The 24,049-nt window shown below is 45.8% G+C and carries 21 protein-coding genes and 1 pseudogene; 10 read left to right on the plus strand and 12 right to left on the minus strand.

The window, feature by feature from the left end; translation table 11 throughout:
- Positions 1-42: 42 nt before the first annotated feature.
- From YH65_RS07945 to rsmH, 3 genes are read right to left on the minus strand one after another with little or no spacing between them, the layout of a single operon-like run.
- The gene (locus YH65_RS07945; protein WP_046551406.1) at positions 43-3,207 is read right to left on the minus strand and encodes an efflux RND transporter permease subunit; all 3,165 of its coding nucleotides are present in this window, start codon (positions 3,205-3,207) and stop codon (positions 43-45) included.
- Positions 3,208-3,483 (minus strand): hypothetical protein, encoded by a 276-nt coding sequence (locus YH65_RS07950; RefSeq protein ID WP_046551407.1) that lies wholly within the window; start codon positions 3,481-3,483, stop codon positions 3,208-3,210.
- A 1-nt stretch (position 3,484) separates the two neighbouring features.
- Positions 3,485-4,408: a 16S rRNA (cytosine(1402)-N(4))-methyltransferase RsmH gene (rsmH, locus tag YH65_RS07955; RefSeq protein WP_046551408.1), complete on the minus strand. Its 924-nt coding sequence runs from the start codon at positions 4,406-4,408 to the stop codon at positions 3,485-3,487.
- 126 nt (positions 4,409-4,534) lie between these two features.
- Between rsmH and YH65_RS07960 the strand changes: the two genes are divergently transcribed.
- Together YH65_RS07960 and YH65_RS11295 are read left to right on the plus strand one after the other, a co-directional pair.
- Complete coding sequence (locus tag YH65_RS07960) at positions 4,535-5,107, plus strand: class II aldolase and adducin N-terminal domain-containing protein (RefSeq protein WP_046551409.1); 573 nt, start codon at positions 4,535-4,537, stop codon at positions 5,105-5,107.
- A 210-nt stretch (positions 5,108-5,317) separates the two neighbouring features.
- The gene (locus YH65_RS11295) at positions 5,318-6,676 is read left to right on the plus strand and encodes a tetratricopeptide repeat protein (RefSeq protein ID WP_052746147.1); all 1,359 of its coding nucleotides are present in this window, start codon (positions 5,318-5,320) and stop codon (positions 6,674-6,676) included.
- A 32-nt stretch (positions 6,677-6,708) separates the two neighbouring features.
- Here the strand turns inward: YH65_RS11295 and YH65_RS07975 are convergent, their stop codons facing one another.
- Entirely contained in the window at positions 6,709-8,013 is a 1,305-nt protein-coding gene (locus YH65_RS07975) for an adenosylmethionine--8-amino-7-oxononanoate transaminase (RefSeq protein WP_046551411.1), read from the minus strand.
- Between the two features lie 106 nt (positions 8,014-8,119).
- Between YH65_RS07975 and YH65_RS07980 the strand changes: the two genes are divergently transcribed.
- From YH65_RS07980 to YH65_RS08000, 5 genes are all read left to right on the plus strand, one after another.
- Positions 8,120-9,595, plus strand: a complete 1,476-nt coding sequence (locus tag YH65_RS07980; RefSeq protein WP_046551412.1) for a peptidylprolyl isomerase — start codon at positions 8,120-8,122, stop codon at positions 9,593-9,595.
- A complete protein-coding gene (gene ftsA, locus YH65_RS07985; protein ID WP_046551413.1) occupies positions 9,592-10,968 on the plus strand; it encodes a cell division protein FtsA in 1,377 nt (458 codons plus the stop codon). Before YH65_RS07980 ends, ftsA begins: the two co-directional genes overlap by 4 nt.
- A gap of 30 nt (positions 10,969-10,998) precedes the next feature.
- Entirely contained in the window at positions 10,999-12,168 is a 1,170-nt protein-coding gene (gene ftsZ / locus YH65_RS07990; protein WP_046551414.1) for a cell division protein FtsZ, read from the plus strand.
- A gap of 123 nt (positions 12,169-12,291) precedes the next feature.
- Positions 12,292-12,870 carry a UPF0323 family lipoprotein gene (locus YH65_RS07995; RefSeq protein ID WP_046551415.1) on the plus strand — a complete coding sequence of 193 codons (579 nt, stop codon included), beginning with the start codon at positions 12,292-12,294 and terminating at the stop codon, positions 12,868-12,870.
- A gap of 3 nt (positions 12,871-12,873) precedes the next feature.
- Positions 12,874-14,052 (plus strand): glutathionylspermidine synthase family protein, encoded by a 1,179-nt coding sequence (locus tag YH65_RS08000; protein WP_179944231.1) that lies wholly within the window; start codon positions 12,874-12,876, stop codon positions 14,050-14,052.
- A 62-nt stretch (positions 14,053-14,114) separates the two neighbouring features.
- Here YH65_RS08000 and YH65_RS08005 read toward each other — a convergent pair whose 3' ends face one another.
- Complete coding sequence (locus YH65_RS08005) at positions 14,115-15,422, minus strand: MipA/OmpV family protein (protein ID WP_052746148.1); 1,308 nt, start codon at positions 15,420-15,422, stop codon at positions 14,115-14,117.
- A gap of 106 nt (positions 15,423-15,528) precedes the next feature.
- Here YH65_RS08005 and YH65_RS11665 point away from each other — a divergent pair.
- Positions 15,529-15,697: pseudogene (locus YH65_RS11665) on the plus strand (glutathionylspermidine synthase family protein); the annotation flags it as partial.
- On the opposite strand, the gene YH65_RS08010 reads toward YH65_RS11665, so the two are convergent.
- From YH65_RS08010 to prmC, 4 genes are all read right to left on the minus strand, one after another.
- Entirely contained in the window at positions 15,651-16,490 is an 840-nt protein-coding gene (locus YH65_RS08010) for a symmetrical bis(5'-nucleosyl)-tetraphosphatase (protein ID WP_046551416.1), read from the minus strand. The pseudogene YH65_RS11665 and the gene YH65_RS08010 sit on opposite strands and share 47 nt — an antisense overlap.
- Before the next feature lie 3 nt (positions 16,491-16,493).
- Positions 16,494-17,021, minus strand: a complete 528-nt coding sequence (locus tag YH65_RS08015; protein ID WP_046551417.1) for a DNA-deoxyinosine glycosylase — start codon at positions 17,019-17,021, stop codon at positions 16,494-16,496.
- Positions 17,022-17,109: 88 nt separating this feature from the next.
- On the minus strand, positions 17,110-17,589 hold the full coding sequence (locus YH65_RS08020; RefSeq protein WP_046551418.1) for a DUF4149 domain-containing protein: 480 nt from the start codon (positions 17,587-17,589) through the stop codon (positions 17,110-17,112).
- A gap of 81 nt (positions 17,590-17,670) precedes the next feature.
- Complete coding sequence (gene prmC, locus YH65_RS08025; protein ID WP_084722059.1) at positions 17,671-18,519, minus strand: peptide chain release factor N(5)-glutamine methyltransferase; 849 nt, start codon at positions 18,517-18,519, stop codon at positions 17,671-17,673.
- A 221-nt stretch (positions 18,520-18,740) separates the two neighbouring features.
- Here prmC and YH65_RS11300 point away from each other — a divergent pair, with 221 nt between their 5' ends.
- Positions 18,741-19,283 carry a YiiD C-terminal domain-containing protein gene (locus YH65_RS11300; RefSeq protein ID WP_052746149.1) on the plus strand — a complete coding sequence of 181 codons (543 nt, stop codon included), beginning with the start codon at positions 18,741-18,743 and terminating at the stop codon, positions 19,281-19,283.
- A 6-nt stretch (positions 19,284-19,289) separates the two neighbouring features.
- Here YH65_RS11300 and YH65_RS08035 read toward each other — a convergent pair whose 3' ends face one another.
- A complete protein-coding gene (locus YH65_RS08035; protein WP_046551419.1) occupies positions 19,290-20,573 on the minus strand; it encodes a M48 family metallopeptidase in 1,284 nt (427 codons plus the stop codon).
- 90 nt (positions 20,574-20,663) lie between these two features.
- Between YH65_RS08035 and abc-f the strand changes: the two genes are divergently transcribed.
- A complete protein-coding gene (gene abc-f / locus YH65_RS08040; RefSeq protein WP_046551420.1) occupies positions 20,664-22,607 on the plus strand; it encodes a ribosomal protection-like ABC-F family protein in 1,944 nt (647 codons plus the stop codon).
- Here the strand turns inward: abc-f and cmoB are convergent.
- The gene (cmoB, locus tag YH65_RS08045; RefSeq protein ID WP_046551421.1) at positions 22,604-23,509 is read right to left on the minus strand and encodes a tRNA 5-methoxyuridine(34)/uridine 5-oxyacetic acid(34) synthase CmoB; all 906 of its coding nucleotides are present in this window, start codon (positions 23,507-23,509) and stop codon (positions 22,604-22,606) included. The two genes, abc-f and cmoB, sit on opposite strands and share 4 nt — an antisense overlap.
- Positions 23,510-24,046 carry a peptidylprolyl isomerase gene (locus YH65_RS08050; RefSeq protein WP_046552114.1) on the minus strand — a complete coding sequence of 179 codons (537 nt, stop codon included), beginning with the start codon at positions 24,044-24,046 and terminating at the stop codon, positions 23,510-23,512. It lies immediately after the preceding gene.
- Positions 24,047-24,049: the final 3 nt, after the last annotated feature.

Genomic DNA, 24,049 nt, shown 5'->3' on the forward strand with positions numbered 1-24,049 from the left:
GCAGATATATTAAAGAAAAGAAGAAGCGGTAAACAGAGAAAATCATAAAAATGAGGAAGTTTTACCGTTTTTCTCTTCCGGACCAGCGGGATTGACCCTGTAGATGACCGCATACATCAACGGTACATAATAGAGGTTCAGTACCGTAGCCCAGGCGATCCCGAAGCCCAGTGAGATCGCCATCGGCTGGATAATGAGTGCCTGCCCGCTGGCAAAGAAGATCATGCTTGAAAGCCCCAGCACCGTGGTAATAGAGGTCAGCAGGATCGGGCGCAGTCTGTATCCGGCTTTCTGCATCATCTCCTGCTGGTCTTTCGAGCCTTTAATGAAAGAGAGCATAATGAGCCCGTCATTGACCACTACCCCGGCAAGGCCGATCATCCCCATGACACCCGGCATAGTCAGGTTGATCCCCATGATGTAGGTTCCCGCCAGCGCCCCTACGATGGACAGCGGTATGGTCGAAACGATGATAAGCGGGAGTACCAGTGAGTTGAACATCCATACCAGCGAGATGAAGATAAGGAAGATCGCGATCATCGCAGCCTGTGTCATCTCTTTTTTCATCTGTTTGTTCTCTTTCTCTTCACCTTTAATGATCACCTTTATACCTTCTTTCTCAAAGGTCTGCAGCAGAGGTTTTATCCTGGTCATCACTTCTGTTGCCAAAACAGTTTTGCTCTCTACTCTGGCAATGACCGTACGTACCCTCTCACCATCTTCTTTAAATATCTTGACATAGCTTTTTTTATAGATAAAGTCGGCAATCTCATCCAGGCGCACTACCTGTCTACCGTCAGGCGTTGTCAGCTTGATGGAGGAGACATCGAGATCTTCATCTTTCTGGGGATCTTCTATGCGCACACGTATGAGCCCTTTGGTGTCGAACATCTTTCCGTATTCACCTTTGAGAAAAGTACCTTTGAGCACAGAAGTAACATAGGCTTCATTGAAGCCAAGCATCTGCCCGTATTCGTTAATACGCAACTTCAGTTCTTTGACACCTTCGGTAGCATTGTCCGTAATGTCAAAAACCCCTTTGATACTTCCAAGTGCTTTCTTCAGCCGATTGATCGCCTCAAACTGTTTCTTTCCATCTGCAGTATTGAGACCTATCTCGATATCGTGCCCCACGATACCTGTCTGCGGAACAAAAATGTTCAGTTCGGAAAATAGTTTCTCGCCGTTTGGCAGTTGCTTCTTCCTGAATGCCTCAACCACATCTTTCTGCGTTTCCGTGGCAATCTCCTGCGCCTTTTTCTCTCTAATCATATCCGAGCCGTCATACTCCAGAGAGAGAATGGGGTTGATGTATTTGTCAAAAAAGTTTTCCGGCGCTTTCTCATGCAGGTTGATAAAGATATGAAAAAGATTCTTTCCTGTCTGGAAGGTCTGGTCCGCATTGAAGTAGAGACCGATGACCGAAGTAATGGAAGAGACTTCCGTATCTTCTTTCCCATAATACTCCAGCAGTTTTTTTTCTATCTCGGTCACCACTTTTTCAGTATCTTCCAGTTTGGAATTGACATCGATCTTCCCGTTCAGGTAGATCTGTGTCGAATCGAACTCCGGAAAAAGTTTAAACTTGGTCAATTCCAGCATCCCCACGGTGGAAAGTATGATGAAAGTTACAAGCAGAAAGAGTGAACGTTTTTTGCGTTTGAGCAGTTTTCCAAGCAGCCTTTCATACATTACATCAAGTTTGATCCAGAAGTCACTCCTGTCATGCCCCTTCTTCATATCTTTCGTAGAAAAAAACTCTTTGGAATGCAAAGGCAGAAAATAGAAGGCTTCAAAAAGTGAGGAGAGCAGCAAAATGGAAATCATAACGGGCAGCACTTTCATGAACATTCCCATCTCACCGCTCATAATGAGCAAAGGCAGGAAGGCAAACACCGTTGTCAACGTGGCTGTCAATACAGCCGGGAACATTTCCAGCGAGCCGTCGATAGCAGCTTCCCTCGGTGCTTTTCCCATTTCCAAATGCCGGTAAATATTCTCCGCCACGACAATGGCTTCATCCACCAGCATCCCCAGGGCTATAAGTGCCCCAAGCAGGGTCAGCATATTCAGACTGTAGCCTATCATATCCGCCGCGATCAGGGTGATCATGAAACTTGTCGGTATCCCTATGGCCACAACCAGTGCGATCTTGTAATTGACACTCAGCAGCAACGCCAAAAACACCAGTATGAGCCCGAAAAGAATATTGGAAGAGACCAGGTTCAAACGGTTTTTGATCCAGACAGAGGTATCGGTATAGGCTTCAAAAACCACGTCCTTATACTCTTTCTGTACCTCCTTGAGCATCTGTTTTATCTCACGGCTCAGGGCAATGGCATTTCCTTTTTTGGTCTTGTTGATATTGATAGAGATATTCTGCACACCGTTGAAGTGGGAAATTTCATTGCTTTCGCTCAATCCAAATTGGACATGGGCAATATCACCGAGACGTACCCTTTTACCGGCAACACTGATCAGTGTAGCTTCCAGAGCTTTGGCTGACTTTTCCCCGTTAATTGTAGAAAGATAGAGATGACTCCCTTTCTGTTCAATCGTACCTATGGGAAAGATGGAGCTGAGTGTGGAGATGGCTTTGTACACACCCTCCTTCGACAGGCCGTAAGCATTAAGCTTGTCATTGTCTATCTGTATAAGTACCTCATCGTCCGCATCCCCACGGATACTGATACTGCTGAGATTCTTATAGGTGCTCAGTTTGCTCTTGAGATCTTCAGCGATATTCAGAAGTCTCTTTTTAGGGACATCTCCTGAGATCGCAACGAGCAGCAAAGGAAAATCATGCACGGTGATCTTGGCGATGGGTTCATCCATATCGGCAGGGAGGTCCCGTCTGATATTGGCAATCACATCTTTGACATCTCCCAGGACAAGCTGGTTCTCACTCCCTTCCTTAATATCTGCACGGATGGAGAAAAAACCGTTCTGTATCACAGTATCTATATTGTTGATCTCGCTGATACTTTTTATTTCATCTTCAATGTTCCTGACCGCCATCTTATCCAATACATCTGCACTGGCACCGGGGTAGCCGCCGGTAATGGTTATCTGATCAAGTGTCGAAGGCGGGAAGATCTCTTTGGGAATATCCTGGTAGGCAAAAATGGAAAGTACCAGCATGAAGGCCATCAGAATATGATTGATGACCGGCCTGTCAACAGCGAAAGTTACGAATTGACGGATCATCTACTCTTCCGTATTGTCAAGTATAAAGATCGTATCGGTTACCCTGTTCTTAAATTTCAAGGCTTCAATATTTTGCTCAAGAAGGACCTTTTCGGCTTTGAGTGCTGAAACTTCCCTCTGCATCTTGTTGACCTCTTTGCTCTCATAATAGATCTGATTGCTCAGGTAGATCTTGATACCTGCCAGGATCAGTACAATCGATATGGAGATCAGAATGATCATCACCATTTTCCAGGTGATCCCGTCGGGTCTTTTTTTCTTCACGCCTTTTGCCATTTTAGCTGTCACTTTTGAACCTGAAACTTCTGAGTTTGGCTGATCGGCTTCTGGGGTTGACCCTGAGCTCCTCTTTGGAGGCGGTCACCGGTTTGCGTGAGAGTGCTTTGCCCAATGCATGCTTCTTACCGCAGGTACAGCGGATCGCATGGGGATCACAGATACACTCCTGACTCCATTTTCTGAAGCGGTTCTTGACCAGTCGGTCTTCCAGCGAATGAAAGGTAATGAGTGAGACCACTTCCCCTTCATAATGTTTGGCTTCAATGGCATCAAGCAGCCCTTCTATCTCTCCGAGTTCATTGTTCACCTCTATGCGGATCGCCTGGAACATCAGGGTCGCCGGGTGTATTTTTCCTCCCGGGGGGATAACGCTTTTGGCTATCTCACTCAGCGCTTTGGCACTCTCTATGGGTGCTTTGGCCCTGGCATCAACCACAGCTGATGCCAGTTTTTTATAGGAACGAACTTCTCCGTAGGTATCGAAGATATACTCCAGCTTCTCTTTGGGATAGGTGTTGACCACCTCATAGGCAGAGAGTGGCGCATTTGCATCCATACGCATATCGAGTGTTTCCGAATCAAAAGAGAAGCCCCTCTCTTTTTTATCGAGCTGCAAAGAGGAGACACCAAAATCAGCAAGCAAAGCGGTCACAGGTGCTTCCTTCAGTGTGGGAAGTACCGTGGCGAACGTACCTTTATAAAGTGTGCTTCTGTCACTGAAAGGTTCCAGACGTTTCCTGGAAAAAGCCAACGCTTCATCATCCCGGTCAATACCGATATGTTTCAAATGATCGTAGCGTTTCAGTATTTCCGAACTATGCCCGGCATACCCAAGGGTACAATCGACGAAATACCCCTTCGGTACTCCCTCGAAACTCTCTAACACTTCTTCCAAAAGTACCGGTATATGCGGAATTTCCACCTGTTTCCCTTCTTCTCAAAAGTGTTGTGCAGCAACCCATACCAACACTCTTCATTCTTCACTATTCACTATTCACTAAATATTACTGTTATAATAGCGAAATAATCCTAACAAAGGTTTCCACAAATGGACAAACATCTCATTGAAGAGATCAAACATGTCTCACTCTCTATGTTCAACAAGAACTTCTTTGGCGTTTATCACGGATCGATCTCGGCGCGTATCTCGGCAAGCGGTTTCCTCATCAACAAAAAAGACACTATCCTCGATGAAATAACGGAAGAAGGGCTCATCGCACTTGACTGTCACAAAAGAGATTACCGATGGAGTGAAGCAAGCATAGATGTTCCCATTCATGAACATATCTATGAGACCATCCCCAATGCCAAATATATCTGCTTCACCATGCCACCCTATGCCACTGCCTATTCATTAAAACACGGAAAGGTTTCTCCTCAGGATTTTCACGGCAAAAAGATCCTTGGGGAGATCATTGTATACGACCCCCAGAGTATCGATGACTGGATAGAACGCGCTCCCTATGAGATACCGCAGTTCTTCCAAAAACATGACAGCCATCTGCTGCTTATCAAAGGATACGGGCTGATTTCATATGACAGAGATATTACCGAAATGGCAAAAAAGGTCGCCATTCTCGAGAACTCCTGCAGACTGCTGGCACTTTCCGCCAACCTGTAAAGTTTTATCACACCCTCGTGTAGTTCGTGATCACCTTCGCTACATTTTTCCGTTACCGGCTTCTACTCACTCAATTGACTTATAACCAGTATACGGATAGCATCATTATTAATATAACTAACACACAAGTGTCAATATCCGGGTAAAGTATATTTTTGTTATAATCAAAGAATTTTTAAACCCAATTACTTCTTATGCCAGGATCAAAGAATGAATCAAACCAAAAAGCGTCTTCAGATCATCAATATTGCTATTTCCCTTACCGATATCGAAACCATACAGCTGCAGATACTCAAACTCTCTGCACTCAGGTCAGACCCTAAACTCCAGGAGATCATCTCCGGCCTTCAGGCACAAAACTATGCCCAGACACAGGCGCTCATTACCACATATATCGAAACTCCGATGGAAGAGATCGTCCAGAGAACACCCCAGAATGATGAGGAAATCATAGATAAGTTTGATCTTTTCGTCACAACCCCTGAAGAGCCAAAAAAAGAGGAGACAGAACTCTTCGATTTCGATACACTGGTTAAAGAACCCAATAATAACAGTACAAAAGAAAGTACTGAAGAAGCGTTTTGGGAAGCACCAGAATCGGTACAGACACAGCAAGACGATACTTTCGATGATCTGCTGAATCTGACAGCGGATGATGTCATGCCCGGCAACATTGAACTCGATATCAGTCATACACCCCATGATGACTTCTTCGATACACCTGATGAAGATTCCCCTATGACCAAAGAGAGTCACATAGACACCAACTTCATCCCCAAAGATGATTTTTTCGATACCGTTGACGGACTTGACACAGCTACTTCCCTTGACACTGAAAAGAACGGAGGCTTTGCAAACCTTTCCGAAACAGATAGAGAAGAGATACATGAAGAAACAGGTATAGTGAAAGAGGAGACACTATTTGAAACTGTAGGCAAAGAAACACGCTGCGCGGTACCTGAAGCAGCCCCCGTACCACTAGACAAAAGTAAAGCAGAAAGCATGGTGAACGAACATGAAACCCTTACCGGGGCAGTATACAAACCCATCCCCTATATTGACCAGAAACTCAAGAACATGTTGACACAATACCCTTCATTGCATGAGAGCAGCGAGCGTTATGTATCAGTTGACAACTGGCTGCTGAAGATCAGCAACAGGGGATACACAGAGAAGGAGATAGAAGAGATCATTTCACATATCCTGAAGCTCAAAGAGAGCAACGGTATTGCCGAAGCGGCACAGCTTCTGCTTATCAGTGCTGCAACAGAATCGAAATTCGCCCAATTCATGCTGGCTAGAGAACTTTTCAAAGGAGAACTGCTCGAAAAGAACCTGCCTGAAGCCTTTACTCTTATCAACCGTCTTGCCCTCGACGACTATCCCGAAGCGATCTGCGATCTTGCACAGTTCTACGAGAACGGGATAGGCATAGGAAAAGACAGAAAAAAAGCAGAGGAGCTCTACCGTGAAGCAATGGAACAGGGGGTTAAAAGAGCCGCTCTCCATTATGAAAGAGTACAAAAAGCCAACAGAGGACTTCTTGGAAAATTCTTTGGCAAAAAATAATTCTATATTATTGTGGTACGTAAACACACACCCTACAATTTTAATCTTTTGATCCCCTCATATGCCACATCCATCATCCTGTCTATCTCTTCATACGTGATGATATAGGGAGGCATAAAGTAGATCACCTGTCCCAGTGGCCTTAAAAGCACTCCCTCATTCAAACCATGTGTATATATCTTCAACCCGATACGCTCTTTGACATCATACCCTTGAAGTTCAACTGCGGCTACCATACCCTGCTGTCTGACCTCTTTGACATTTTCCAGAGCAAGAAAACGTTCCAGTTTCTCTTTAATGTATTGTGACTTCTTCTCATTCTCAGCCAAAACATCGTTCTGTTCAAAAAGTTCCAGCGTCGCCAAAGCAGCCGAACAGGCTAGCGGATTGCCTGTATAGCTGTGGGAATGCAGGAATGCCTTGTACTCATTATAGTCACAATAGAAAGCGCTGTAGACCTCGTTGCTTGTCATCACCACGGAAAGAGGCAGATACCCTCCGGTCAAGCCCTTAGAGAGTGTCATGAAATCTGGAGAAATGCCGGCATGGTCACAGGCGAACATCCTGCCCGTACGTCCAAATCCGGTCATGATCTCATCCGCGATGAGATGCACATCGTACGCTGCTGTCAATGCTCTTGCACCCACAAGGTATTCGGGGTGATACATGTGCATTCCTCCTGCTCCCTGTATCAGCGGTTCAAGGATCAGTGCAGCGGTTTCATCTGCTTTGGCTTCAAGCACCTCTCTGAGTACATCAAGGGCTTCTCTGGCTGCCTCCACACTCTGGTCTTTGGGGACGGGGACCTGCCTGTTGGCAATAAGCAGCGGCTCGTAGGTCTCTTTGTAAAGCGACACATCTCCTACCGAGAGTGCACCCAGCGTCTCTCCATGATAGGAGTTCGTCAGGGAGAGAAAAAGTGACTTCTTTTTGCCTCTGTTCCTGTGATAGTGGTAGCTCATTTTCAGTGCTGCTTCGACCGCGCTGGAACCGTTGTCGACATAAAAGACTTTTTTCAACCCCTCAGGCGTGATGTTTACAAGCCTGTGTGCCAGCTCCACAGCCGGTTCATGGGTAAATCCTGCCAACAGTACATGTTCAAGTGTGTCAATCTGTTTTTTCACTCTTTCATTGATAAAAGCATTGGCATGTCCGAAGAGATTTACCCACCATGAACTCACTGCGTCAATGTAACTGTTGCCTTCAAAGTCGTACAGATAGATCCCTTTGCCTGATTTTATCGGGATCAATGGCAGTGTTTCATGATCTTTCATCTGTGTACAGGGGTGCCATATCACTTCTAGGTCACGCTGCATCATTGTATTGTTGTTGATCATTCTTTACCTCTTTACTTTCATGCCCAAGATTTATCATATCTTGTAATATCACAAGCTTATTTGGGTAAAATATTATACAAATTTTTCGATAGAAGGTAGATGAAGTATGATTAGCTGGATGCAAAAACACAATAAATATCTCGTATGGACCATATGGGTAGCGACCATCGCATTTATAGGTGCGGGTTTCGTAGGCTGGGGAACGTACAGTTTCGGTTCCAAAGCGGGCAATGTTGCCAAAGTAGGTAACATTGAGATCAAACAGACACAACTCAATATGGCTTACAGCAACCTCTACAATCAGTACAATGAGATGATGCAGGGTAAGCTCGATGAGAAAAAAGCCAAAGAGATGGGCCTGATTCAGCAGGCCTTCTCACGTATCGAGGTACAGGCCAAACTGCTTAACTTCGCACAGGAGATGGGGATCGTTGTTTCAGACAAAGAGGTGGCCAGGACACTTGCCGGCATCAAAGGTTTCCAGAAAGACGGTGTATTCAATAAAGATATCTACAATGCCTACCTCAGAAGCCAGAGACTCAAAGCCAAGACCTTCGAAGCAACGCTCAAAGATGAGATCACCATCCAAAAGACCCTTGCACTTCTGCATACCGATGCACTGCCTCTTGAGGAAGAGACCGTATCGGCGGCAATGAATATCGCAGACAAGCTGATGTACAAAGTGCTTAAAAGCAACGATGTCAATATCAGTATAGATGATGCCAAACTCAAAGCATTCTGGGAGACACAGAAAGAGAATTTCATGACCCCGCGAATGTACAAACTTTCTATTGTCTGGACAGCAACCAATGGTGTTGACGTGACCGACGAAGAGATCAAAGCATTCTATGATGAGAACTCTTTTAACTATACCGATGCTACAGGCAAGCAGCTTCTTTTCGATGAAGCCAAGGAGCAGGCGAGTAAAGACCTGAAGATTAAAAAGAGTAAAAAAACAGCACAGAAACAGTATATCGCATTTAAAAAAGGTAAATTGGAAAGTACCCAAAGTGTGACACTCCCCGCTAATGACACAACACTCTCCAAAGCACTCTGGGACGACATCCTTGCCAAAGACAGCGGCGATATCGTTAAGCCAAAAGTTGTCGGAGACAGATATGCCACTGTCAAGATAGAAGCAGTCGTCGAACCCAAAGTAAAAAGTTTCGAAGAGGCACGAGAAGAGGTCACAGAACAATACAAACTCCAGGCCAGGAAAGAGACCCTGATGAAACTGGCCGAGACAACACTCAAAACACTGAACGAAAACAATGCAAATGTGTCCGAATATGTTACTTTAGAGAAAAATGACAACCTGAAAACATTAAATTCAGAAGAAAGTTTACAATTTGTACAAAAACTCTTTACATCTTTAAAAGAAAAGGGTATTATAAGCATAGCGGATAAAGTAGTAGTTTACAAAATTATGGACCAGAAATTCCTAACAGCTGAACAAAACAGAACAGATTTTGTAAAACAGACTGTCAATCAAATGAAAAGCAGAACATTTGAAGCCAACCTCATCAAGATGTTGGATGCAAAATATCCTACGGAAGTTTACATGGGAGGACTTAAAAATTGAGTAATACAATTTTAGCTATAGACATTGGTTCGACTAAAGTATGTGCAATCATAGCTGAAATTGACGATGAGGGTAAACTTCAGGTACAGGGCCACGGGATCGCTAAATCCCAGGGGATCAAAAAAGGTGCCATTACCAACATCGAACTCTCTTCCCGTGCTATCAAAAAAGCCATTAATGATGCCAAGCGCATCGCCGGAAGCAATATCACTTCAGCAACAGTCTCCATTTCCAATGCATATGCAAAGAGCCTGAACTCCACAGGTATCGTCAACATTCCGCACAAAGACATCTCCATCAAAGAGATCAACCGTGTCATGCAGACTGCACTCTACAATGCCAATGTCCCCAACGAGTACGAAGTGGTCCATGTACTCCCCTACAACTTCAGAGTGGATGACCAGGATTTCATAGAAGATCCTTTCGGGATGAATGCCAGCCGCATGGAAGTCGATGTCAACATTATCATGACCCAGAAATCAAATCTTTCCAACCTTAAAAAAGCGGTACGTTCCGCCGGTGTAGAGATAGACGGTATCGTCCTGAGCGGTTACGCTTCCGCTATCGCAACGATGGATGAGGACGAGAAAGAACTGGGCGTCGCTGTCATAGATCTTGGCGGGCAGACAAGCAATCTTGTCATCCATGTAGGCAACTCCATCAGATACAACGACTTCCTCGGTGTAGGCTCGAACCATATTACAAACGACCTATCCATGGCACTGCACACACCACTGCAGATCGCGGAAAATGTAAAGATCCGCCATGGGAACCTTGTCGAGACAAGCAATGAAGTGATAGAGCTGCCTATTATAGGCGATGAGGAGAACCGTAACGGCGTCTCGCTCGAGATTGTCCATTCGGTCATCTTCGCACGTGTTGAAGAGGCATTGATGATCCTCGCAAAATCACTTGACAAATCCGCACTCAAAGAGCAGATCGGTGCGGGTATCATTCTAACAGGAGGGATGACCAAACTCAAAGGTATCAGAGAATTGGCACAGTCCATCTTCCCTGCACTTCCGGTACGTATCGGGAAGCCAAGGGAGATCGATGGACTTTTTGACGAACTGAAAGATCCTGCATATGCTACTGTGATCGGTCTGCTGCTTTACAAAGCGGGGGAACATACACAGTATGAAATCAACTTCCAGCAGGATCTTCTTCACTCCAAAGAGATGCATACAGACGATCTTGGTGATATCAGGATCGACAAGACCGTCAAGGAGACAGAAGAACAGCGTGAAGTGAAAAAACCCAAAGAGAAAGATGAAAGTTCTGACAATATCATTTTCGATGACTTGCCGGATATCGGGGCTGACAAGCAAAACCCAATCAAAAAGCTGACCAACTGGGCCAAACAGCTTTTTTAAGAGATACATATTACAACAAGGGAGGAAAAAATGGAAGAGTTCGAAATCAATGTCGTTGAGACAAAATGCCAGACAAACGGAGCAAAGATCAAAGCGATCGGTGTAGGTGGCGGCGGCGGCAACATGATCAACCACATGATACAGGAGGGGATCAACAGTATCGACCTTATTGTCGCCAATACAGATGCGCAGGCACTTGAAAGTTCGCTGGCACCCTATAAAATGCAATTGGGTATGAATGCTACCAGAGGTCTGGGTGCCGGTATGGTCCCGGACAAAGGAAGAGAGGCGGCACTTGAGAGTTTTGAAGATATCAAGAGCATGCTTGAAGGTTCCGATATTGTCTTTATCTCTGCAGGTCTTGGCGGCGGTACGGGTACCGGTGCGGCACCCATCATTGCACAGGCGGCAAAAGAGGTGGGCGCACTGACCGTTTCCATCGTGACAAGCCCGTTCAAGTTCGAAGGCAGAAAAAGAACGAAACTGGCGAAAGAGGGTCTCGAAGAGCTCAAAAGAGAGAGTGATTCCATCATTGTCGTACCGAACGAAAAACTGCTTTCCATTGTTGAAAAAAACCTCGGTATCAAAGAGAGCTTTAGAATGGTCGATGACATCCTTGCTCAGGCTGTCGGCGGTATTTCCAAAGTGATCCTCTCCCATGGAGAGAACGACATCAACCTTGACTTCGCCGATGTCAAAACGGTCATGTCACATAGAGGACTGGCACTCATGGGTGCAGGGTACAGCACAGGAACCAACGCAGCATACGATGCAGCAAAAGCGGCCATCGAGTCTCCGCTGCTTGACAATATCTCCATTGACGGTGCGATGGGTGTACTTGTACACTTCGACATCCACCCTGACTATCCTATCATGGAGATCGGTGAAGCAATGAACATCGTTGAAGAGAGTGCCGATGAAGATGCATCCGTCATCTTCGGTACAACGACCAATCCAAATATGGAGATTGACGAAGTACGCATTACGATCGTTGCAACCGGATTTGAAGACAAAAATGCTATCCCGGAACCGACATCTGTTAAGAAGCCGACACAGACAACCATGCTGAACAACAATGACGCAAGCTCGGCAAATCCACTCCATACTTTTGGAGGAAAAAGGATCGTTGTAGGACAGGATTATACAGAGAACGAAGATATTCTCGATGTTCCTACCTTTCTAAGAAAGCAGATGGATTAAAACAAGTTCATCTGCTCTTCCCTTATTAAACCCAATAGAGAGACTCCTCCCTCTCTGTTACACTTCCGTTTAGTATTCTTTTGCTATTATATCCCTCCCAAATATTTTCTATAGGATCAACAAATGAAATATATCAACAGACTTTCAACCATAGTTGCCGCAACCGGTCTTGGTGCACTGCTCACTACAGGCGTGACCGGATGTACCAGCAGCAACACCCAGCAGGAAACAGCACAGGCTAAGGGCGCTTTTGTCATCATTGAGGAGACAGCCCCGGGCAAATACAAGATCAAAGATGAGTTCCCTGCCGATGAAACGCGCATTGTGCTCAAAGAACTCAACGGTACGGAGAGAGTACTCACCAAAGAGGAGATGGACAAACTTGTCAAAGAGGAAGCAGCCAAGATCGATAACGGTACTTCAACTTTAACACAAAAGAACCCGGAAGTCTCAGAGGGTATGGGACTGGGATCTGTCCTACTCTCCAGTATCGCCGGGGCAATGATCGGTTCATGGATCGGAAACAAACTTTTTGGAAACCAAAACTACCAGAACAACCGCAAAGCCGGATACAAATCTCCTTCCACCTACCAGAGAAGCCAGAAAAGCTTCAGTAAATCAAAAAAAAGTACCACTAAACGAAGCGGATTCTTCGGTAACAAAAAGAGTTCTACAAGAAGCGGTGGCTTCTTCGGAGGTTAGACCGTGATCACTTTACAGAAAACCACACCCCTGACAACAGAGTATCTTGAATCTCTCGGGTTTGTCTGGCATACGGACAGCGATGAGAGTGCCTATATCTCTGATGAACTCGTTGTCATTTCGGAAGAAGAGGCGAAGGCGTATTATGAGGCTGCCAATACCCTTTACGACATGTATGTTGAAGCCGGCGAATATGTAGTGGAGAACAACCTCTTTCATGAGATAGGCATCCCATTTAATCTTATAGAAGCCATCAAAGAATCCTGGGAGAATGATGTACACTGGCACCTCTATGGACGCTTCGATCTTGCCGGAGGTATCGACGGCAAGCCTATCAAGCTGCTCGAGTTCAATGCTGACACACCTACCGCTCTTTTTGAGACTGCTGTTGTACAGTGGGCAATCCTGAAACAGAACGGATTGGAAGAGGCAGCACAGTTCAATGCTCTCTATGAAGCACTGATTGACAACTTTAAACGTCTTGTCACTCTCGATGAGGATGTCTCCGGTTTTGAAGAACGCTATGAAGGGTGGAAGTTTCTCTTCACTTCTATCAGGGGCAATGCCGAAGAAGAAAATACCGTCAGACTCCTGCAGCACATCGCAACGGAAGCGGGCTACACAACCCGGTTCGCCTATATAGACGAGATAGAGTTCTCTGCGGAAGAAGGGATCTTCTACAACGATGAGAACTACGAGCTCTGGTTCAAACTCATCCCATGGGAGGACATAGCACTGGAAGAGTCAGACCTTGCCATGCTGTTGACCAATATCATCAAGAACCAAAAAGCCATCATCTTCAACCCGGCCTATACACTGATGTTCCAGAGTAAAGGCATGCTCAAGATACTCTGGGATCTTTACCCTGGCCACCCTCTCCTGCTTGAAACCTCGTTTGAGCCTCTACATGGAAAAAAACAGGTAGAGAAACCTCTCTTTGGAAGAGAAGGCGGCAATGTCAGCATACTCGACGTCAATGCACAGCCTATCGAATCGGTAGAGGGTGACTACGGGAACCATAAAATGGTCTATCAGGCCTATACCGAACTGTCTACGGATTCTCAGGGATCATCATACCAGGCAGGAGTTTTCTATGCCTATGAAGCTTGTGGGCTTGGGTTCAGAAAAGGCGGGAAAATACTGGGCAATATGTCCAAATTTGTGGGGCACATCGTAACATAAAGTTCCGATATTTGCAAGAGAGCCCCTAAGCCCCTCTTGTTGTTTCTGGATTTGGGTTCAGACTAAAAGTGGTACTGAAGATAGACGGTGTTATAGTTGCTACCGCCTTTGAAGTTCCCGTACTCCGAAGCGGACTTGAAGACTGCGGAGCGGTGGTGAATGTCGTACCCGAGCCAGAGACCATCGAGCGTGTCTCCGAAGATGTCCTCCAGGCTGATATCTGCAGAGAAGCCCAGGTGTTCAAGCAGTTTGCTCGATTTTATGCCCGGATCCATATCGGCATTCTCTATGTAGGTGATATTTGTGACATACGAGATCCCTGTTGCAACACCAAGGCGGACACGCCACGGCAACGGGATCGTGTAGTAGGCCTTGAGAGCAAGGACGAACTCTTCGCTCGTATCCTGTACCTCCGATGTATGGTGCCAGACCACTCCGGGTGTGAGGTAGATGGAGACAGGAAAGTTAAAGAAAGTATCTGAGAGCGGATATCCGTAAAAGAGCGAGCTCATCGTGTTGTTGAACTTATCGGGGATCGTATCACCTACCAATATCTCTCCCAGGTTGGCCGTGGTAGCAAAACCGTAGGCGAGCCTGAAGTATGGTTTACTCTGCAGCTGGGTCTGCTCCGGCTTGTCCTTGTCATCCCTGAAAGCAAATCCAAGCCAGTACTCGTTCTGTCTGTCCTCACCGATATAGGTACTCTTTGTCGCTCCGCTATTGAGGAATTTCGTCTGTATTTTCCCGTAGAGGTAGAAATTGCTGTAGAGATGGTACCAGATATCCATTCCCAGTGCAAGGTCGATCCCTGAGTCAAGAGACTCCCTCTCCAGCCCGTAGTATCTCATATTGAAGCCACTGCTCTTGTAGCTGGCGGTCGCATAGGGCATCAGGTCAAGATCGTTCCAGTAGAAGGTATGCTCATAAGTGAAGTTGCCGTAAGCATTGCCTTTCATGTCTGTCATCAGCTCAAGGTCTGCATACTGGCCCCTGGTAAAGGTGTAGCGCAGTTTTACCCCCGGATCGTAGCCATCGTCCTGGTATTCATTCTGCCTATTTTCGGGAAAATCAGCCAAGCGGAGCCTGGTAAATGCCGCAAGGCTGAGATTATCAGCGATATCGGCACGATAGCCAAGTTCGGTACCATCGAAATAGAGGTGCTCACCGTTGTAGTAGAAGGTGGGAATGAAACTGACGGTAGTCTCACCGTTGTGGGTGGCAAAACGCTCATTGAAGGGAACGTTGACATGGCGCCATACCGCACCGACACCCCATCTGGGCTGACGGTATCCGGGAACATCAGGATCGGCATGCAGAGCAGTAAAAAAGAGAGAGTACACTGTCAAAAATAGTAAAGAGATTCGTTTCATGGATTGATTTTCCTGCCAAATAGTGAAGACAATTATAGTCTCTTTAGATTAAAATCAATCTATAAAATGAATGGTCTATCAGGCTTATATCGAACTGCCTGCAGATTCTCACGGCTCATCTTACCAGGCAGGTATTTTTCTATGTCTATGAAGCCTGTGGATTCGGGTTCAGAAAAGGCAGCAAAATATTAGACAATATGTCTAAATTTGTACAGCATATAATAAAAATTAGTCCCTGCCCGGCTTCATACACCCCTCACAGTCATATTGTATGATCTGCAGCTCTGGGAGATCGATGCGTACAGCGGTGAGTTTACCACCCCACAAACAGCCGGTATCAAGTGCCAGGACATGTTCATCCTGGTAGAAACCCAGTGTCGACCAGTGCCCGAAGATGATCTTCAGATCGATCTCTTCCCTGTTCTCACACTCAAACCATGGCTTCAATCCCTTTGCCTTCAATGCCTCTGTCGGCGGGCCTTTCTGGTCAAAATCAAGCCGGTGGTCTTTGTAGCAGAAACGCATACGGGTGAAGGCACTGACGATGTAGCGGTCGATGTCGATCTTACTCGAATCCCGGTTGAAACGGTTGATACCGCTTTTGAACATCTTCTTCAGCCAGGCAGCAACACTTTCATCGTTTTGTAGTTTCTCCTCTATTCTGTTGGCATAACGTATCGCCATCCCAAGATCGAACTCAGGGGAGATACCGGCATGAGCCATACAGTATCCCAGTTTATAATCCACATGGAGAAATTTTTGCCCTCTCAGCCAGTCTATCAGTTCTTTTGCCCGTGGAGAGTTCAGAATGGGATCGATGGTTGGATTGGATTTTTTAATACCATAATAGGCTGCTATAAGTGTCAGATCATGATTGCCAAGCACCACTTCTACACTCTCTTTGATACTGTAGATATACTCCAGCGTTTCCAGTGAAGCATCACCCCGGTTCACCAGATCACCGGCGAGCCATAGCTTGTCTCTTTTTGGATCAAAATCGATCTCCTCAAGAAGTTTCATAAATGCACTGTAGCATCCCTGAATATCTCCGATTGCCCAGACTGCCATGCCTTATTTCCTCACCCCAAGGGTACTTGTCACTTCGTTCGGGCGTATTCCCAATTTATCTGCATATTGTATAACTTTTTCTTCAAAGCTCATAGCGGCATAGGCAGGTGACGGTGATGGCAGATAGACTCTTTCGATCTCGAGATAGGAGAAGTGCGTTTCGAAAAGTGCCTGTGCTTTCTTGCCGGTTAAAGCAATCTTATCTATACTTGGATAGGCAGAGAGTAATACCGGGATATCATTCACCACTTCATCTTCCAGTGAACTGTCAAGTGAATTCTCACGCTGGCAGGATCCTATCATATCCCACAGCCCCAGTTTGCACTCTTTGAGCAGCCATATCTTCTGGTCACGATTGTTTACAGGGTAGAATGTAACTGCCTCAAGAATTTTCCAGAACTGGTTACGCGGATGGGCATAGTAAAAATTGTTCTCGAATGATTTGATGCTTGGAAACGAACCCAGGATCAGTGTTTTTGTGTCATTGAAAACAATGGGTTTGAAAGGATGGTTCAATATTTCTTCTTTCAATTGTATCTCCTGTAGGGTGCTGTCTCCTGACAGCACCTTTTGCTTAGCATATTTTTATTGGTGCTGTGGGGGCACAGCACCCTACATGTTATTTACAAGCTTTCTGCATATTTCGTACTATCAAAACCAAAAGTGCCAATGAGAAGATCTTGAAGTTGATCTCACTGCCTTTATGCGTATTGAGAAAGGCTGCCGACTTGGTCATCTCTTCACCTGCCATCTGCATGGTCAGGATGTCCGGTATATAGTACTGTGAGAAGAGCAGACCGGTAGCAAATACAAAGAAAGTCGCTATCTGGGTAATGGTATCTCTCTCGAACTTTTTGTATTTATACCCTTCATACAACGCAACAACGATCAACATGAAATTCACCAGATAGGAGAGTCTTACAAAGTTCTGCGTCATAATGAGCCCTTCCTGGTAATGGCTCAGCACTTCACTGCCAAGCCACTGCTCCGTATGAAAAGTTACCGGTGCCACGACGATACCGGCAAAAAGACCGGCACCCAGTGTGGCAGTCAGTAAAATGAGATAGGCCATTGTGGTGATTCTGAAATATTTGTTCATTTGTGGTTTCCTTTGTTTTAAGCCTTTCGGCATAAGTTTTGACAGTATGCCAATTTCCTTCAGCCGTGCGTAGTACGCACCCTACGCAAATCGGATGATGAATCCTCTGTCAAATCCCGCAAGGTCTTTGTAAAATTTGATGGATTGTACTCCAATTTCTTTAACAAAGGAAGCAATCGGCTCTTTCTGGTCATATCCCATCTCGCAGGCAAGCCATCTGATACCTTTTTCTTTGACATCCCTAATGATCTGCTTGAGCAATTCATCGCCGACACGTCCGCCAAAAAGCGCCTCTCTGGGTTCATAGTCCACGACATTGGATTCAAGCAGAAAACCCTCTGCGATATAAGGAGGGTTCGATACCACAAGCTCCACCGTTTCATCGATGTCGTCTATAAGGTTGGATCGACGCAGCTCGATCTGTTTTTCCAGTCCAAACGTTTCAATATTCTTTTTTGCCATTCTAATCGGAGTTTCACAGATATCCGTAGCGATGATACCCAGTGCCGGAAATTTTCGTGCCAGGACAATGGAAATGGCACCTGAGCCTACGCCAATCTCAGCGATTCTGCTGATCTTCTCCCTTTCGATGATCCCGGCAACCAGATCGATAAGGATCTCCGTTTCAGGACGGGGAATCAGTACACCCTTCTCTACTTCAAGATGCAGGTCGTAAAAACTGGCACTGCCTACGATATACTCATAGGGCTCGTTGGCAGCACGCCGTTCAACAAGATGTCTGTAGCCTTCAGGGTCCTCCATCTCATGACTATCATGTGTCACAAGATACATTCGGTCTTTTTGGAGATGATATGCCAAAAGCAGTTCCGCTTCGAACTGTGGCCGTTCGCAGCTCTGTAAAAGCTGAGATCTCGCCCATACCAGGGCCTCTTTCAATGTCATTTGTCCGTTCATTCTGAAGTTATACATTGATTTACCTTTAGCCCAAATTACGAAATAGAATTCCTGCAATCTTTGCTGTGCTCGTATTTGTGGGGTTTGTCTCAAGGATGCGATGACAATATAAAGCGTGCTGAATTTCTATTTCGGGATTTAGGCTCAGGCAAACTTTAATACTATGGTATAATATATAATAAGAATGACAGGTTTCCGTGTGTGTCACCTGAAGTGATCATCCAAAGGCAATCACCATGACTTCCTACACGTTCCCCCAATTTCCAAAGCATGCATTGTTGCAGAAGGTCAAGGATTCTTTTGTAAAAAGATTCCTCACAGACAAAGCAAGCATCCGATATCTTGAAGAGGGGTTCATTAAGGCAACAGACATTCCTTTTGTCCGTTTTATAGGTATCAAAGAGAAAGAAGAGATACTCTCTCTGGATCTGAAAAAAAATGTCTGCAACCATGTCGAGACCATACATGCAGCCGCACAGTTCACTCTGGCCGAGACAGAGAGCGGCATGCGTCTGCAGAGTCTATTTCCCGAACTTGAACAAAAGGTCATTCCTCTTGTCAGAGATGCCCAGATCAAATACAAAAAACCGGCTGCAAAGAAGATCACCGCCCACTCCTTTGTAGAAGAGGAAGCCATAGAAAAATTCAAAACACAGTTCGGGAAAAAAGGAAGAGCTCTGCTTCAGATCAGGGTCGAGATCAGAGATATCGACGATACGCTGACCAGCGAAACGTACATTACCTGGTTTGTTCAGGCACGACTGGACGAGAATGTGTAGTTACAACTACTTCTCTTCTTTATCCATATAGGTGAAAATCCCGTCATTTGGCAAGGACGGCTCTTCTCTCTTCTCCTCTTCAATCACTACATTACTGGCATCATACCCAAGCTCTTTTAGACGCTCGAGAACAGGCGGATGGGTATGGTAGAAAAAGATCACCAGCGGATGTGATTTGGGGAATGCTTTATTCTCCGTAATCAGTTTGAGCAGTGCAGAGACAAGGTTCTCTCTGCCTCCCATCTCTGAGCCGTATGCATCGGCAGCATACTCATTATGCCGGCTGACATAGGACATGAACGGTGTGAACACGAAACTCAGCAAAGGGAGCAGCAGCATCAGCATGGCGATCTGAACACCGGGATAGGGAGAAACATGCATCTGTATGAACAACGATTCGGGCAAGTGCCCAAAAAGATAGAAAGCGATGAAAAGAAGCAGTCCCATCAATGCAATATTCTTCCAGATGTCACCGTGTGAAAAGTGTCCGAGTTCATGCCCAAGAACGGCAAGCAGTTCTTTTTTGTTCAGCTTCTCAAGCAGAGTATCGTAGAGCACCACTCTTTTACTCTTGCCCAATCCGCCGAAGAAAGCATTGAGACGGCTGTCACGCTTACTGGCATCCATTACGAATATCCCGTTACTCTTCAGCCCGGCTTTATTCATTAAATCCACGATGGCATCTTTGAGTTCCCCTTCTTCAAGTGGGGAAAACTTGTTGAAAAGCCCCATAAAAAAAGGCATGAGCAGGTTGGCGGCTACCGCAATAGTGAACATCAAAATGAATCCCCAGAGCCACCATGTCTCATATGAAGAGATGATCCAGGCCAGCACGGCAAATACAGCCCCACCAAGCACGAAGAAAAGCCCTGCCGACTTGAGGGCATCGACAATGAACATTTTCAGCGTCATTTTGTTGAAACCGAAACCTTCATCAATCTTGAAGGTCTGATAGAGAGAAAAAGGAAGCCCGACGGCATAGTTCACTGCAACGAAACCAAAAAGGAAAAAGACTGAACTCATTACATCACCGTCTACCTGAAGCAGTGAAGAGAGCCATGCAAACCCTGCAAATACCCACCAGAGGAACATCAGATAGTCCACAAAGGTTTCGATGATCCCGAGCTTCTCTTTTGCTACGGCATAATTTGCTGCCACGAGGTATTTTCCTGCCGGCATCAGAACAGGGTCTTTTCGTTTTTCCTGATTGATGTACCCTACCTGCATAAACGAGATATAGAGTTTCATGAACGTATAAAGTGTATAGAGTCCGACAATGATTTCCAGCATAGTGTTCCTTTATATGAAAAGCACAATATATCACGATGGACTTTAGCAAGCCTTAAAAGAGTATAATTTCACAAAAAAAGGGTTTTATCTATGGCACTCATTGATCTTTTCGATATCAAAAAGCAGTACGATGTCAAAATGCTTCTCGACGATGTCGATTTTCACCTCAATGAAGGCGAGAGGGTCGCCATCGTCGGGAAGAACGGCTGCGGGAAATCGACCCTGATGAAGATCGCACTGGGAGAAGAAGAACCTACGGACGGTAAGAGGATCATCGACCGTTCCATTCAGATAGAGATGCTTTCCCAGCAGCCTGTATTTGACCCTGCCCTCAATGTAAAAGAAGCCATAGAGAATGAACTGACAGAACTCAAAGAGGCTAAAGAGCAGTATGATATGCTTTCTTTGCAGGTTGCTGAGAACTTTGAAGACAAACAGCTTTTGGAAAAGTTCGAAAAAATCACTGCCTACCTTGACCACCACAATGCCTGGAGCCTGGACGACAAGATAGAACGGGTACTGCAGGAATTCAAACTCAAAGAGTATGAGAACCGTCTTGTCATCTCGCTTTCGGGAGGGGAACAGCGCCGTGTCGCACTGGCCTCGCTTATTTTGAAAAAACCCGAAGTCCTGCTGCTGGATGAACCGACCAACCATCTCGATGTCTATATGGTGGAATTCCTTGAAGAGATCCTTCTCAAAGAGAAGTTCACTCTGCTCTTCATCTCCCACGACAGGCATTTCATCGATACCATCGCTACACGTGTCATAGAAGTAGAGAACCGGAAACTCGTCTCCTACAGAGGAGGTTACCGCGACTACCTGGAGCAGAAAGAGGCACGTATGCAGTCACTGGCAAAACAGCACGAAAACCTGCTCAAACTGCTCAAACATGAAGAGGAATGGCTGGGGAAAAGCGTAAGAGCAAGAGAGAAACGGAACCAGGGTAGAAAAAGGCGTGTCTTCGAACTGCGCGACCAGGCAAAAAGCAACCCTACCCTCATCCGAAAAATGCAGCTTGAACTCGAACGTGAGAAGAAACATTTCAACCGTGAAAAGAGTGTCGGTAAAAAGAAAATGCTCTTCGAGATAGAAAATTTGAATTATACGATCGCCGACAAAAGGCTTATCGTCGACTTCAGCACACGTATACTCCAAAGGGACAAGATCGCCATTGTCGGTGTCAACGGTGCGGGAAAATCCACACTCCTCAGACTGCTTCTCGGACGCATAAAGCCTGACAGCGGCAGCATCAAGAAAGGGGATTTCACTATCGGTTATTTCGACCAGCACAGGGAGATGCTCAATGATGATGAAACACTCATCGGTACCTTCTGTCCCGACGGGGGAGACCATATCGATGTCAGAGGAAAGAGCATGCATGTCTATGCCTACCTGAAACTTTTTCTCTTTCCCGAAGAGTTCCTCGGCAAAAAGATTTCACAGCTGAGCGGCGGGGAGAAGAACCGTGTCGCACTTGCCCTGCTCTTTACCAAAAATGTGGACTGCCTCATCCTCGATGAACCGACCAATGACCTGGATATCCAGACCATTAACATCCTCGAAGAGCAGCTGCTCAACTTTCCGGGTGCGCTCATTTTCGTTTCACACGACCGCTATTTTGTCGACAAGATCGCATCCAAACTGTACATTTTCAAAGGCAACGGGGTTATAGAAGAGTCCTACCAGAGTTATTCGGACTATCTCGAAATAGAAAAAGAGATAAAAGAGCTTGAAAAAATAGAGCAGGATATTTCGTCCAAAGCCAAAGAGGAGATAACTGCCGCTCCCAAAAAGGCACAGACCAAACTCAGCTACAAAGACCAGAGGGACCTCGACATTCTCCCCGACGAGATCGAGTCACTTGAGGCCAAGATGGATGAACTGAATGCCTGTCTTGGAGATCCGGATTGTTACCAGGAGAAAGGTTTGACAAAACTCAGCGAAGAGCTTGCCAAACTTGAAGAGATCTATGAAGAGAAGAGCGAAAGGTATCTGGAAGTACTGGAGCTTGCGGAGTCGTTTGGAACCTAAACGGCTTTGAGCGCCTTGATATATACCCTCTTGGGTGCAGGGTAGCCCTCAACTGTTTTTTCAGGGTCATTGGGATCAAGAAAATCCTCGAGGCTCTGCGTGTCTATCCACTCGGTCTTGCGCTGTTCATTCAGGTCGGTCTTCATGATCTCCAGTACCTCGACACTTTCAAATCCGGCTCTCAGACACCAGTTCTTCAGCGCATTCACCGTAGGTACGAAGTAAATATTTGGGATCTTGGAGTATCTGTCCTTTGGCGTGAGGCACATTTCCGCTTCTCCGTCTATCATGAAAGTATCAAGTATCAGTTCACCGCCTTTGTTCAGGCCTTTAAAAAGTGATTTGAGCATAGCCACAGGGTCTGAACGGTGGTAGAGAACCCCCAGACAGAACAGAGTGTCGAATTTGTGTTCATAAAACGCCACATGCTCAACACCCAGTAACTCGTAAACAATCCCGCTTTGAATGAAATGGTCAAGGAACTGAAACTGTGAATAGTAGATGGCAGAGGGATCGAAACCGATGAGTTTTTCAGGTTTCTGGGAAAGCATCCGGAAAAGGTAATAGCCGTTATTACAGCCTATATCCCCTACTACTTTGCCTTTAAGATTGAAATGGGGTTCAAGCAGATTGTATTTGATCTGGCTTTGCCATTCGGAATCAATGAAAAGATCATTGATACGAAACGGCCCTTTTCTCCAGGGCTTCATCAGAAGAGCGGTCTCTCTGATCTGCTCTGCATCCTCATGAGAGAGATCCTCTATCTGGATATCAACGACATCGCCAAGGCTTACTTTGACATTTTCATACTCCCCAAGTGCCTTGATCGCCTCCTGGTAAGGAACGATATTTTTCCAGGTCAGCCATTTTCGGCGCTCCTGCCGAAGCGTTTCGAGATTCATCTATTTTTTGATATATGCGCGTTTGATGACCTGGTCGAACATCGGTCTGTCGCCTGCTGCTGTCGTAACATTTTCGATCTTGCGTACTACATCTTTCCCTTTAACTACTTCACCGAAGATGGTATAGCCTCCGTTCAGGTGCGGTGTCGGTACCGTTGTAATGAAGAACTGGCTTCCGTTGGTGTTGGGACCATGGTTGGCCATGGCCAGAAGGAAAGGTCTGTCAAAGATCAGGTTCGGTGCATATTCATTTTTGAACTCTTTATGCCAGATCGACTCACCGCCTCTTCCTGTGCCTGTCGGGTCACCACCCTGTATCATGAAACCTTTGATAACACGGTGGAAGATCAGGCCGTTGTAGTATCCGTTCTTCACATGTGTCACAAAATTCTCCACAGCAAGTGGTGCGGCTTTTGGAAACATCTTGAGCTCTATCTTCCCTACATTGGTTTCCAGCACGACGATCGGTGCTTTTTTAGCTGCGGCAGAAAGGTTTATTCCGCAAACCAGCAACAAACTTATCAATAGTTTTTTCATCAT

It is taken from the genome of Sulfurovum lithotrophicum (assembly GCF_000987835.1).
GTDB lineage: Bacteria > Campylobacterota > Campylobacteria > Campylobacterales > Sulfurovaceae > Sulfurovum > Sulfurovum lithotrophicum.